Below are 13,042 nucleotides of genomic sequence, written 5' to 3' on the forward strand. Positions count from 1 at the left end.
GGGGAACGCATCCCGACAAAGAAGCGAACAGCGGATGAACGACGGGAACCATCAGTTGCCCGCGATTCTCACGCAGTCATAGCATTCGCTCGATCGCACCCAGTGCGCCTCGCAGACCCGAAAATCCGCGAGTTTTGGCCACAGTGGATGCGGTGACCGGGGCCGCGCCGAGATTCGCGTGAGATTTCGTCCATCCGGATGAGGTCCAGCGATCGGCGGCAGGAAAGGTGCGAGGATGTGCGCGAACCGACCGGGGCAGAGGAAACGTCGGGAATGGGGATCGTGACAAACGAAGCGACAGCTGCACGTGGCGTTGCCGTACTGCAGGACTTGCCGGGGGACGAGGACGCGCCGGGGAGAGCGTGGCAAGGAATCCTGCCGTCCCGCCGGGCAACCTGGGTGCTCTCTGTCGTGCTCTTTGCGACGATGCTCGTCCAGGGCATGGTGAACCCGATCGCGGCACTGATCGACGGCAACTACAGCTGGTCGAATCCGATCCCGTTCGAGCTCTCCGTAGTTCTCCTCGTAGCGCTCTTCGCCGCACAGGCCGCCGCACTCCTCCTGGCGACCCGATGGCCGGTTCTGGCCACACTCGCCACGATGGCCGGCTACGTGATTGCGATCCTCGTCATCAACGCGCCCTCGTGGGTCGCACCCATGCAACTCGCGGTCGTGGCCTCGCTGTTTCTCTTGGGATCACGGCACGCGGCGCGGGTTACGCTCCCCGTCCTTGGGGTGCTTATCCTTGCCGACGCCGCCGCGTTCGCGAGCTGGGGCAGTGTGTATGGCCTGACACTGGGAGCGATCTTCGCCTTCGCCCTCGGGCAGGTGGTCGGCTTCGCAGCCTCCTTGGCGGCAGCAGCAGTGCTGGGTCTGTGGTGGGGAACCCAGACACGGCGCGTCGAACAGTTGCGAGCCCTCGCCGCCGCCGAGCGCCGCGATCAGGAAGAGCGCCTCACGCAGGCCCGCGAGGCCGAACGCGCTCGCATTACCCAGGAACTGCACGACGTCGCCGCGCAACACATCACCGGTCTGCTCTCCCTAACCGAGGCGGCGGCCTTCATCGCCGAGCAGTCAGAGACCGACGCTCTCGCGCTCCTCGCCGAGGCGCGCACGGAGGCCCGATTCGCTGCCGCCAGTCTCGTCTCGGCGCTCAACGAACTGCGCGCCACCGGACAAGCACGCGCCGACACCACGCCTGACGTGCGACGTATCGAAGACCTCGTCGCGTTCTGGCAACGAAGAGACCTGCGTGTGAGCCTCCGCACCAGCGGGGTGTTCGACTCCCTGCCCGCAATGATCTCGACAACCGGGTACCGCATCGCACAGGAGGCACTGACGAATGCGGCAAAGCACGCCGCCGGTTCGACCGCCGAGGTGATCGTCACGGCCACCGCTGACGAACTCGAGATCGTGGTCGAGAACGGCCCCGCTCGCGGCGCCACGTCCGACTCGCACGCGGTCGGCCTCGGATGGGGGCTCACCGGGCTACGCGAACGTGTGACGCTGCTCGGGGGCGTCCTCGACGCCGCACCCACCGAGGCCGGCGGGTGGCGTGTGCAGTCGACGATCCCTCTCACCGATGTCGGCCGCCACACGACCGCGATGGGCCTGGCATGACCGTCAAGCAGATCCGGGTTCTGATCGCCGACGATAACCGGGCGTACCGCAAGGGAGTGCGCATCCGGCTGGAGCACGCACCCGGGATAGCTGTCATCGGCGAAGTATCCAACGGCGTCGATGCGGTCATGGCTGCCCGGTCCGAGCGAGCGAGTGTCGTGCTCATGGACCTGAACATGCCCGGGGGCGGTGGACTGGAGGCGACGCGCGCCCTCGCAGGCCCCGGCGTGGACCGTCCCGTCGCCGTCGTGGTGGTGACCAGCCACGAGGCTGACCGCTTCGTGATCGAAGCCCTCGATTCGGGAGCTGTTGGCTACCTCGTGAAAAACCACGACACCACTCAACTGGTCGAGGCCGTCCGGTCCGCCGCGAGTGGGACCGCGCTGGTCTCCACACGCGTGACTCCCGCCGTCATCCGGGAGTTCACTCGCCGCGGCGAGCAGAGCGCAATGGGCTCGGCCTCCCCCGCGATCCTCACGTCCGCGCAGCTTGCGGTGGCACGAGAGCTCAGCCGCGGGCATACGAGCAACGAGGCACTCGCGGCGCGACTCGGAGTGTCGATCAACACGGTGCGGGCTCAACTGCACAGCGCGCTCAAGCGGACGCAACTCGCCGACCGCACGCAACTTGCCCTTTGGGCTGTGCGTCACGGCCTGGATCGGACCGAAACATCATCCGATCGGATGAATTCCGAAAAATAGCCGCGACCGCGACACGCCGCGCGTGAGAGTACCCGCGGGCATCCAGAAGATGCCCGGACCAGGCACTCATCCGCGAGAGGGCTCACCGGCGTTCCCCCTCCGTCACGTCGGGTTCACGCACACGATGCCGCACGTTGCCGGGCCCCCTCGCCATACTTGCGTCGAGCGTCGAGCACCGGGCCGACGGCGGAGCTGAGGAAGGGGCGGTGACCCGTGGAGGCGATCTACCACCGCTTCGCGCGAATCGACCTGCGCTTCTACGACGACCCGGGGCGTGCTCCAGTCGCCGCAGTGGAACGCTACGCGCTGCCCCCCGACCTCGATTGGGCCGGGTGGGCGAGCCGCGAAGACGGCACGTGGCACGCATGGTACCCGCCCGAAGGGTCGCTCCCCGAGCAGGGGTGGAAGATCCACGCCAGCGCGCGCCTTGAGGTGGCGAATGACGTTCTCGAACAGGTGGCACGGTACTGCCACGCCGAGCGGATCGCGTTCAAGCACCTCGTACATCGAGGGGTGCACTTCGCCATGAACTCGAAGGATGCCGACCGCTCGGCATCCGGCAAGTTCATCACCGTGTATCCCCGCGACGTCACCGAGCTGCGCCGAACCCTGGCGGAACTCGATGCAGCGATCGGGGGGATGCCCGGACCTTACGTGCTCTCTGACCTGCGGTGGCGGCACGGCCCCCTCTCGGTGCGGTACGGCGCCTTCGTGCACCAGGTGATCACCAGTGAGCACGGGTTCGAGGTGACTGCCCTGCGGGATCCGGACGGTCTGCTCGTCGAGGACGTGCGCTCACCCGGATTCACCCCGCCCGCGTGGGTCGAGCTTCCCGACTTTCTGCAGGAGCAGTTCGACGCGCTTGGTGGAGACGCACCACCGGCGGGGTTTCCTCGCGTACTCGGCGCCCTGCATCACTCCAACGCCGGCGGGGTGTACGACGCCGAGGATGCCGCCACCGGTGCCCGCATCGTGATCAAGGAGGGCCGACCGGATTCGGGTATGACACCGGACGGGCGTGACGCCGTGCAGCGGCTTACACACGAGGAGATCACGCTGAGATCCCTCACCGACGTGCCAGTCTCGCGCGTGCACGGCTCGTTCACACTGCACGGGCACCGATTCCTGCTGCTCGAGAGGATTGCGGGCGAGTCGCTCCAGAGCGCGATCGTGCCGCGGCATCCGCTCGTACATGCCCGGAGCACTCCCACGGAGTACGCGGAGTATCGCCAGTGGGCACTGGAGGTCACCGCCGGCGTCGATGCTGCAGTGACGAGGCTGCACGGGGCGGGCTTCAGTCACGGCGACGTACACCCCGGCAACGTGATGATCGGCGCGGACGGGAGCGTGACACTCCTCGATCTCGAGATGGCAGCTCCGGTTGACGATGCCGTCGCCCCTGTCATCGGCGCACCTGCGTTCATGGCCACCGACGGGCGCCGTGGCGCAGACGCCGACCGGTACGGTCTCGCCTGCATCAAGGTCTTCGTCTTCTACCCCCTGACATCTCTATTTATGCTTGATCCGTTCAAGTCCGATGACCTGGTGCGGGCAGCGATGGAGACGTTCGCGCTCGACGACACCTGGGCGGCGGCAGTTCATCGCGACCTCGCGCTCACCCGCATACGCGTCGCCGCAGCTGACTGCACGCAAGACGATCCGGTGGCCCGGTGGGATGTTCACGACGCGCGTGCGGTGCGCGAGTTGCAGGAACTCATTGCGGACGACCTCACCGCGAGCGCCGACTTCTCGCGCGATGACCGAGTGTGGCCGGGAGACCCGCAGCAGTTCGCGGAAGACGGGACGGGTCTGGCCCACGGAGTCGCAGGAGTCGTCTACGCCCTGTCTCTCGTGGGCCGGGAACCCGACGAGCGCGGGCTCGCATGGATCGACGCCGTGTGGGAGCGGCCTGGTGATCCGCGCCGCCCTCACCGCGCTGGGCTGTGGGATGGACTCGCGGGGCTCGCCTGGCTCCATCGTCGCCTTGGTCGCCGGGCGCACGCGCAGGCTGCACTGGAGCGCCTTCGTCGGCTCGACTTCTCATCGCTCGGATCCGATCTCTACGGTGGCTTGCCCGGAGTCGGACTCGTCTTGCTCGAAGCATCCGACGACGACCCGACTCTCGTGCTCGAGGCCCTCGAGATCGGCGGCATCCTGCGCTCCCGACACGATGCCCGACAGCCGATACCGACAGCGCCCGAAGACCGCCGTGTCGCAACCGGCAGCGGTGGACTGCTTCGCGGCCCGTCGGGCACGGCGCTATTCGCGCTCCGGCTGTATGAGCGCACCGGCGAACCCGCGCACCTCCGCCTCGCGCAGGACGCACTCGACTATGACCTCGCGCACTGCATGACCGCGGTCGACGGATCACTGCAGCTCAACGAAGGGTGGCGACTGCTGCCCTACCTCGGGAGCGGCTCTGCCGGAGTCGGGCTCGTGGCAGCCCAGCTGCTGCCCCATCTCGAGACACCTGACCGCTACCTGGAGTCACTGGACGGCATCCGCAGTGCGGCACTGACTGATTTCGTGATGGAGTCCGGCGTGTTCCGGGGTCGTGCGGGGATGATCCTCTTCCTGGCCGCGCTCGAGCGCCTCGGCTACTCCACACCGGAAGCCGGCGACGCGCTGAGGCATCACGTCGCCGACCTGCGCCTCCACGCAATTCGCCGCCCGCACGGGATCGGATTCCCCGGTCAAGGTTTGCTGCGCCTTTCGTGCGACTTCGCCACGGGCTCTGCTGGAGTCCTCGCGGCGCTCGGCACCTCTGCCGACCTGATCGATTCCGGCGAGCCGGTCGTCCCCGTCAATCTCCCGCTGTTGGTGCCGCCGACAGCCGCCTCGCCGCTTCGGCCCCCCGTGGCCTGGGATCCCGCTGGGAGGGGGTGAATCACATGGGTTACCTGCTCAGCCTCCAGACGCTCGAGCGCAGCGCCGAGAGCCGCGACGCCGACATCCTTGCCGTCAGCACGGTCAGCCTCAGCACCTGCCTCAGCACCTTCTCGACGAGCATCTGCTGATCCGCTTTCGACCCGGATGCTGGGCGCTCGCAGCGAGCGCCCAGCATCCACCCGAGCCGACGGGGTCTCGGAAGCCCCTCCCCCACCGAGGCCCCGTCGCCTTTTCGTCGCTAGACGAGCGACTCCCGCCATGCCGCATGAAGCTGCGCGAACTTACCCGTTCCCGCGATCAGCGTCTCGGGAGTGTCGTCCTCGATGATCCGGCCGTGCTCCATCACGAGCACGCGGTCGGCGATGGCGACCGTCGAGAGGCGGTGCGCGATGATGATCGCCGTCCGGTCTGCCAGCAAGGTCTGCAGAGCATCCTGAATCGCTCGCTCTGAGGGGATGTCGAGCGACGCCGTCGCTTCATCCAAGATCAGCACGGCGGGGTTCGCCAAGAACGCCCGCGCGAACGAGATCAGCTGACGCTGCCCCGCCGAGACGCGCCCGCCGCGCTTGTTCACATCGGTGTCGTAGCCGTCGGGCAAGGCACGGATGAAGGCGTCAGCCCCCACGGCCTTCGCCGCAGCCTCGATCTCGTCGAGCGTCGCGTCGGGCTTGCCGAGCGCGATATTGTCGGCGACCGTCCCACTGAACAGGTAGGCCTCCTGCGTGACCATGACGATCGCGCGGCGCAGGTCCTTCGGGTGCAGCCGACGCAGGTCGACGCCGTCGAGGGTCACGGCGCCGCGCGTCGGGTCGTAGAACCGCGAGACGAGCTTCGCCAGCGTCGACTTACCAGCCCCCGTAGTGCCCACAAGGGCGATCGTCTGACCGGCGGGAATGTCGAGCGAGAAGTGCGGCAGGATGACGCGGTCATCCGCGTACCCGAAAGTGACGTCCTCGAACGCGACGTGTCCGCGCGCGGTCCACAGGTCGACGGCATCCGTCGGGTCGGGAACCGTCGGCTCCTCCTCCAGCACACCCGAGACCTTCTCAAGCGCCGCGGTGGCAGCCTGGTACGAGTTCAGGAACATCGCGACCTCCTGCAGCGGTGCGAAGAAGTTCCGCACGTATAGGACGCTTGCGAGCAGGATGCCGATGGCGATCGCACCGTCAGCAACCCGCAGGCCGCCCCAGAGCACGACCAGCGCGATCGAGACCGACGCGACGGCCATGAGGCCGGGCTCGAACGTGCCGAAGAGGCGGATCGAACGCATGTTGACGTCGCGGTAGTCCTCGGCGACGTCACCGAACTCACCGTCGTTACGGGGCTCCTTACGGAAGGCCTTCACGGCACGGATGCCGGTCATCGTCTCGACGAACTTCACGATGAGCTTCGCGCTGATGACCCGCGACTCGCGGTAGACGACCTGCGAGCGCAGGTAGAACCAGCGCATAAGCAGGAACAGCGGCACCCCCATGACGGCAAGGATGACTCCGGACTGCCAGTCGAGGAGCAGCAGCGCAATGAGCGTGAACCCGCCGTACAGCAGTCCCGACACGAGCTGGTTGAGTCCGCCGTCGAGGAGTTCCCGGATCGACTCGAGGTCGCTCGTCTGCCGCGAGATGATGCGGCCGGAGGTGTAGGACTCGTGGAACTCGAGGCTGAGCCGCTGCGTGTGCAGGAAGATGCGCTTGCGAAGGTCCAGCATCACGGCTTGCGTGAGGCGCGCCGCAACGACAGCGAACCAGCCCACGAGACCCGCGCCGCCGAGCCCGGCGACGAGGTACACCGCGACGACGCCGATGGTCGGCATCCAGTTCGCCTCGTCGAGCACTGCCGGAAGCGCGGTGTCGATGCCGAAAGCGATCAGCGCGGGCCCTGCGACCTGCAGCGCGGTCGAGACGACCAGCACGACACCGGCGAGCACGACCTGCCAGCGCAGCGGCGAGATCAGCGAACCGAGCAGGCGCAGCGAGCGGCGACGGATGACGCGACTTTCGTCCTTGGTGTAATCCGACCGGTCTTCGCCGGCCGTACCCACGACCGTGGCACTCACAGGGTCACCTCCCTCTCCCGCAGGCGGGCTTGTTCGTCTTCGAGGCTCGAGATGACGTAGCGGTAGTGCTCGCTGTCGCGCAGCAGGTCGGAGTGCGTCCCCACCGCCGTCACCTTCCCGTCCTCGAGCAGGGCGACGCGGTCGGCGAGCGTGACAGTCGACGGACGATGCGCGATGACCAGGGCCGTCGTGTCGGCGAGGACGCGCCGTAGGGCATCCTCCACAAGAGCCTCGGTGTCGACATCCAGTGCCGACAGCGGATCATCGAGCACGAGCACGGCGGGCTTCGCGGCGACAGCGCGGGCAAGCGCCAGACGCTGACGCTGGCCGCCCGACAGGCTGAGCCCCTCTTCGCCGATGACGGTGTCGACACCGTCGGGAAGATCGTCGACGAAGCTCGCCTGCGCGACCTCGAGCGCTTCCCGCAGTGCCGCTTCGGCCTCCGGAGATCCGGGGATGAGATCCTCGCGACCGAGCAGCACGTTCTCGCGCACGGTCTGCGAGAACAGCGTCGCATCCTCGAACGCCATGCCGATGTGGGTACGCAGCTCAGCGAGGGTCAGGTCACGGATGTCGACCCCATCGAGCGTCACGCGCCCGCCGGTCACGTCGTACAGACGCGTCGGCAGGGTCGTGAGAGTCGTCTTTCCCGACCCGGTGAGTCCGACCAGGGCCATCGTCTCGCCGGGACGCAGCACGAGATCGACCCCATCGAGCAGGTCGCGCTGGCTGTCCGGCGCGTCCTGGTAACGGAAGTGGACGCCCTCGAACGCCAGCTCGCCGCGGGGAGCTGCAATGGTCTGCGGCTGCTCAGGGTCGGTGATGGTGTCGACCTCGTCGAACACCTCGAAGATGCGGTCAGTGGCCGTGCGGGCATCCAGCAGGAACGAGAAGAGGAACCCGATCGACTCCATGGGCCATCGCAGTACGGTAGCCATCGCGAAGAATGCGATCAGTTCAGCGGCGTTCAGCTGGCCCATGCTAATGAGCGCGATACCCGCACCGAGGGCGAGGGCGAACGCGATGTCGGGGAGCAGGATCAGCCAGAACCAGATCAGCCCGACAGCGCGCGCCTTGTGGATCTCGGTCTCGCGCAGAGTCTCGGCCTGCCGGGCGAACTTCTGCAGGGCGTGCGATCCGCGACCAAAGGCCTTGAGCACGCGGATGCCGTGCACGCTCTCTTCGACGGAGGTGGCAAGGTCCCCCGCCTGGTCCTGCGACTGGCGGGCGAGGGTGCCGTATCGCTTCTCGAAGCGGTATCCGGCGTACCAGAGCGGCGCTGAGGTGACCAGGAAGATCACCCCGAGCAGCCAGTGCCACTGGAACAGCAGGACCGCACCCACGATGATCGTGAGGACGTTGACCACCAGCAGCACGAGACCGAACGCGAGCCAGCGACGGATGATGCTGATATCTTGCATCATCCGCGAAAGCAGCTGACCGGACTGCCAGCGGTCGTGGAACGCGACGGGTAGCCGCTGCAGTCGCTGATAGAAGGTGGTTCGCAGCTCGTATTCGACGCGTGTCGAGGGCGCGAGCACGAACCACCGGCGCGCCCAGACCATCGCCGCTTCGGCAAGGCCCAGGGCCAGGATCGCCACGGCTCCCCAGGCGATCTGTCCGGGATCTCCGGAGGCGATCGGGCCGCCGACGATCACCTCGAGGACCAGCGGGAACATGAGGGCCAGCACCGAGGCGAGCATGGCGCTTGCCGCGCCGAGGCCGAGACGCCCGAGCACGGGGCGCGCGAACGGCAGCAGACGGCCCAGGGCACGAAGGGTCGACAGGTGGGGCGTGGGAGAAGAAGGCGTTGCGGTCATGGTCCTTGTGGGAGGGCGAAGCGAACCCGCGGGTGTGCAGGCGGGGAGGGCGGCTCCGGGTCAGTGGAGCGCGGATGCGAAGCGTGCGGTCGTGGGCGAGAACGCAGGCGGCGCCGAGAGTATGCCGCGACCGGTCAGGTCGTGGACAGGCGAACTAGTGCGTCGTAGCGGGGCCGCGGTGACGCAGCGGGGCCGCGGCGGCAAGGACGACAGTGCTCGCGACAACAGCGATCTGATACATGGCATCCTCCTTGGCGTACGGGCGCCGCGCGACGCGGCAGCCCTCCAGACTAAGCCTGAGAGTCGGCTGAAAGCAAGGACGGATTCTCCCGATCCAGCAGGGACCGCTTGACCTCCAGACCCCATGCGAAGCCGCCGAGGCTCCCGTCCGTGCGCAGCACGCGGTGGCACGGTACGAACAGCGCGGGGGCATTACGAGCACAGACGGATGCCGCGGCCCGCACCGCCGTGGGATGGCCGAGGGCCGCGGCGAACGTCGCATACGACAGCGGCGCTCCGGGTGCGATCCGGCGAAGCGCAGCCCATCCGGCCATCTGCCCCGGCGTGCCGAACTGCCGGACCGACACCTCATCGATCGCCGCGAGATCACCGGCGTAATACGCGCGGACGGCAGCTGCGGCATCCGTCGTGCCCGGGCGGATATCCGCGGGCCGGTCAGCCAGACGGATGCGCTCAACGATGCGTTCCACCGAATCGGTCCACCCGGAGGAGAGCACCGCACCGTCGGCCGCAGCGAGGATCGCGAACGGACCGTCGGGAGTGTCGACGACGTCGAAAACGGCGGTCATGGTCATGTGGGGACCTCCTCAGCAAGCGCGCTCAGCGCAGGGGTACGGGGGGTGCGGGTACGCGCGGGCGCTGTTCGGATGGGGCGGGCGGGAACGGCCCGCCACAGATGCGCGCTCAGGTAGCTGCGCCAGGGCGCGGCTGTCGCAGCCCACGCCTCGAGCCCGTCCGCGGGGATACCGAGAGCCTGGGCACCGGAGCGCACCGCTACATCCCCGGGGAGGAAGACATCAGGGTCGCCGAGCACCCGCATCCTGACGTAGTCGGCAGTCCAGGGGCCGACACCGGGTAGCGCGAGGAGGGCGCGGCGCTGATCGATTCCGTCGTCGGCGATCGTGAGGGTCAGGCTGCCGTCGGCTAGGGACGCCGCGGCGCCGACGATTGATCGAATACGCGCTCTCGGCCCGCGCAGCACCTCTGCGCCGCGCTCGGCGATCGCCGTCATCGTCGGGAACAGTCGTGTCAGCCCGTCGGGCCCCGGCACTTCTTCGCCGAGAGCCTCGGCGAGCGCGGTCAGCGCCGTGCGTGCTGCGGCAACGCTGATCTGCTGGCCGACCATCGCGCGGATGAGCATTTCGTGCGGGTCCGCAGCACCAGGAACCCGGATGCCGGGAATCGCGCGAACGCGCGGCGCGAGGCGCGGATCGCGCGAAAGCGCAGCGTCGATCGCGAGGGGATCGGCATCCAGATCGAAGATGCGACGCACGCGAGCAACGAGGGCGGCAAGGTCCGACAGAGCCGTGACCGTGGCCCGAAGGTGCACCGAACCGCCGGCGTCGGTCCTGACCTCGAATCGGCCAGGGCCTGCCGCCAAACGCACCGTACGGGCGAAGGATGTCTCTCCCGCCACCTCGACGCCAGGCAGCGCCCGCGCGCTCATCCAGGCGAACAGTCCGCCAGCGTCGAAGGGACCTCGCACGGGTAGCACCAGATCGATCGTGCCGCCGGGCGCCGAGAACCCTGTGCGCTTGGCGCGCACCTCGAGCGGCGTGAGACCGAAGACCTCGCGGATCGTGTCGTTGAACTGCCGCACGCTGGCGAACCCCGACGCGAAGGCGATGTCGGATGCCGGCATCGCGGTGCCCACGAGCAGCATCCGTGCCGTGTGTGCTCGCTGCGCGCGACTGAGCGCGAGCGGGCCGGCTCCGAGTTCGGCGGTCAGCAGCCGGGTCAGATGCCGCGGCGAGTAGCCCAGTCGACGAGCCAACCCGGGAACGCCCTCCCGTTCGATGACACCATCGGCAATGAGCCGCATCGCGCGCGCCGCGACATCACCACGCACATCCCAGTCCGGGGAGCCGGGAGCTGCCTCGGGCAGGCAGCGCTTGCAGGCGCGGTACCCCGCCTCATGCGCGGCGGCGCTCGTGGGATAGAACGTCACATTCGCAGGCTTCGGCGTGCGTGCCGGGCAGCTCGGTCGGCAGTAGATGCCCGTCGAGCTGACGGCTGTGACGAACTGACCATCGAAACGGCCGTCACGCGACTGAATCGCGGCATACCGTTCGTCGAAGGTCATCGAGAGCACGGGTCAAGCTTCGCACTCCCCGCCATCGCCCACTGGCGGAAATCAGACACAGCAGCGGAGGCATCCGCGGGCCCTGACCCAGTCATGTCCTGCCAGGGCCATCCCGCTGCTCGGAGAGTGGGCGCATCTGGTCGCGTCCTGGGGCGGATGCGACAATTCGCGCCCACTTTCTGGGGCGGTGCCCGGGCGGGCGGGTTACCGTGGCATATGGGCGCGCGCGAGTATGACCTTGTTGTGATCGGGGCAGGGCCGGTCGGGGAGAATGTCGCCGACCGGGCCGTGCAAGGGGGCCTGCGGGTCGTCATCGTCGAGAGTGAACTCGTCGGGGGCGAGTGCTCGTACTGGGCGTGCATGCCTTCGAAGGCGCTGCTACGAAGCGGGGCGGTACTGCGGGCCGCTCGAGCAGTCGACGGCGCAAGACAAGCCGTCACCGGCGAGCTCGACGTCGCCGCGACCCTCGCACGGCGCACGGGGTTGACACACGACTGGAACGACGCCTCGCAGGTCGAGTGGCTCGAGAGCGCCGGCATCGACCTCGTGCGGGGGCACGCCCGGATCGCGGGCCGCAAGCGGGTCGAGGTTACCCGCCCAGGCGGCGAGGTGGTCGATCTCATCGCCACCCATGCGGTCGCCGTCTGCACCGGTTCAGCAGCTCTGCTGCCCGAGACGCCCGGACTTCGAGAGATCGAACCATGGACGAGCCGCGAAGCAACGAGCGCACGATCCGCGCCTGCCTCGCTCGCGGTCATCGGCGGCGGGGTCGTCGGCTGCGAAATGGCAACCGCGTACGCGAGCTTCGGCACAGCGGTAACCCTTATCGCGCGTTCCGGGCTCCTGGGCGGCATGGAGCCCTTCGCGGGAGAGATGGTCGCCGAGTCGCTGATCGCGCAGGGCGCCCGGGTCCTCACGGGGATCGACGTCGCCTCAGCATCCCGCGACGCGAACGGTCGCACCCTCAGCCTCTCGGACGGGACGTCGGTGACGGCGGCGGAGGTGCTCGTCGCTACCGGGCGCGTACCGCGCACCGCAGACCTGGGCCTCGAATCGGTGAATCTGACACCTGGCAGGTGGCTCGACGTCGACGACACGATGCTGGTGCGCGACACCGATTGGCTGTACGCGGTTGGCGATGTGAATCACCGCGCCCTGCTCACCCATCAGGGCAAGTACCAGGCCCGCGCTGCGGGAGACGTCATCGCGGCCCGTGCCCGCGGCACTCACGTCGACACCTCCCGGTGGGGTTCCCACGTCGCGACGGCCGACCACGACCACGTCCCGCAGGTGACCTTCACCGACCCCGAGGTCGCCTCGGTGGGACTCACCGCCGAGCGCGCGGAAGCGGCGGGGATCAACATCCGGGTGCTGGACTACGACCTCTCCTGGGTCGCCGGAGCCTCCACTGCGTCGGATGACTATCGTGGCCGGGCGCGCGCGGTCGTCGACCGTGAACGCGAGGTGCTCGTCGGGGCGACGTTCGTCGGCCCGGATGTCGCGGAGCTACTGCACTCGGCCACGATCGCCATCGTCGGGGAGGTGCCGCTGAGCCGGCTCTGGCACGCCGTGCCCTCCTACCCGACAGTCAGCGAGGTATGGCTGCGCTGGCTGGAGGCCTACGGCAGGCCCTGAG

At 68.3% G+C, this 13,042-nt stretch carries 9 protein-coding genes; 5 read left to right on the forward strand and 4 right to left on the reverse strand.

Annotated elements, in window-relative coordinates; all coding sequences use genetic code 11:
- The first annotated feature begins 237 nt into the window (after positions 1-237).
- The 4 genes from B4F19_RS03595 to B4F19_RS03610 all read left to right on the forward strand — a co-directional run bounded on the left by B4F19_RS03595 (position 238) and on the right by B4F19_RS03610 (position 5,338).
- Positions 238-1,620 carry a sensor histidine kinase gene (locus B4F19_RS03595; protein ID WP_292732863.1) on the forward strand — a complete coding sequence of 461 codons (1,383 nt, stop codon included), beginning with the start codon at positions 238-240 and terminating at the stop codon, positions 1,618-1,620.
- Positions 1,617-2,321: a response regulator gene (locus B4F19_RS03600; RefSeq protein WP_292732864.1), complete on the forward strand. Its 705-nt coding sequence runs from the start codon at positions 1,617-1,619 to the stop codon at positions 2,319-2,321. Before B4F19_RS03595 ends, B4F19_RS03600 begins: the two co-directional genes overlap by 4 nt.
- A gap of 213 nt (positions 2,322-2,534) precedes the next feature.
- On the forward strand, positions 2,535-5,207 hold the full coding sequence (lanKC, locus tag B4F19_RS03605) for a class III lanthionine synthetase LanKC (RefSeq protein ID WP_292732865.1): 2,673 nt from the start codon (positions 2,535-2,537) through the stop codon (positions 5,205-5,207).
- 5 nt (positions 5,208-5,212) lie between these two features.
- On the forward strand, positions 5,213-5,338 hold the full coding sequence (locus tag B4F19_RS03610) for a class III lanthipeptide (RefSeq protein WP_292732866.1): 126 nt from the start codon (positions 5,213-5,215) through the stop codon (positions 5,336-5,338).
- A gap of 110 nt (positions 5,339-5,448) precedes the next feature.
- On the opposite strand, the gene B4F19_RS03615 is transcribed toward B4F19_RS03610, so the two are convergent.
- The 4 genes from B4F19_RS03615 to B4F19_RS03630 all read right to left on the reverse strand — a co-directional run bounded on the left by B4F19_RS03615 (position 5,449) and on the right by B4F19_RS03630 (position 11,406).
- Complete coding sequence (locus tag B4F19_RS03615; RefSeq protein WP_292732867.1) at positions 5,449-7,263, reverse strand: ABC transporter ATP-binding protein; 1,815 nt, start codon at positions 7,261-7,263, stop codon at positions 5,449-5,451.
- Positions 7,260-9,083: an ABC transporter ATP-binding protein gene (locus tag B4F19_RS03620; protein WP_292732868.1), complete on the reverse strand. Its 1,824-nt coding sequence runs from the start codon at positions 9,081-9,083 to the stop codon at positions 7,260-7,262. The genes B4F19_RS03615 and B4F19_RS03620 overlap by 4 nt, the downstream gene beginning before the upstream one ends.
- Before the next feature lie 290 nt (positions 9,084-9,373).
- A complete protein-coding gene (locus B4F19_RS03625) occupies positions 9,374-9,892 on the reverse strand; it encodes a methylated-DNA--[protein]-cysteine S-methyltransferase (RefSeq protein WP_292732901.1) in 519 nt (172 codons plus the stop codon).
- A 2-nt stretch (positions 9,893-9,894) separates the two neighbouring features.
- Positions 9,895-11,406 (reverse strand): DNA-3-methyladenine glycosylase 2 family protein, encoded by a 1,512-nt coding sequence (locus B4F19_RS03630; RefSeq protein ID WP_292732903.1) that lies wholly within the window; start codon positions 11,404-11,406, stop codon positions 9,895-9,897.
- A 216-nt stretch (positions 11,407-11,622) separates the two neighbouring features.
- Between B4F19_RS03630 and B4F19_RS03635 the strand changes: the two genes are divergently transcribed.
- Positions 11,623-13,041, forward strand: a complete 1,419-nt coding sequence (locus tag B4F19_RS03635; protein WP_292732869.1) for a dihydrolipoyl dehydrogenase family protein — start codon at positions 11,623-11,625, stop codon at positions 13,039-13,041.
- Position 13,042: the final 1 nt, after the last annotated feature.

The organism is Microbacterium sp. UBA1097 (assembly GCF_002313585.1).
GTDB lineage: Bacteria > Actinomycetota > Actinomycetes > Actinomycetales > Microbacteriaceae > Microbacterium.

Excerpts from the sequence above, each read along its gene's own strand:
- B4F19_RS03610 (WP_292732866.1), top strand. The coding sequence starts at position 5,213 with ATGGGTTACCTGCTCAGCCTCCAGACGCTCGAGCGCAGCGCCGAGAGC.
- B4F19_RS03635 (WP_292732869.1), top strand. The coding sequence starts at position 11,623 with ATGGGCGCGCGCGAGTATGACCTTGTTGTGATCGGGGCAGGGCCGGTC.
- B4F19_RS03600 (WP_292732864.1), top strand. The coding sequence starts at position 1,617 with ATGACCGTCAAGCAGATCCGGGTTCTGATCGCCGACGATAACCGGGCG.
- B4F19_RS03620 (WP_292732868.1), bottom strand. The coding sequence starts at position 9,083 with ATGACCGCAACGCCTTCTTCTCCCACGCCCCACCTGTCGACCCTTCGT.
- B4F19_RS03630 (WP_292732903.1), bottom strand. The coding sequence starts at position 11,406 with ATGACCTTCGACGAACGGTATGCCGCGATTCAGTCGCGTGACGGCCGT.
- B4F19_RS03625 (WP_292732901.1), bottom strand. The coding sequence starts at position 9,892 with ATGACCGCCGTTTTCGACGTCGTCGACACTCCCGACGGTCCGTTCGCG.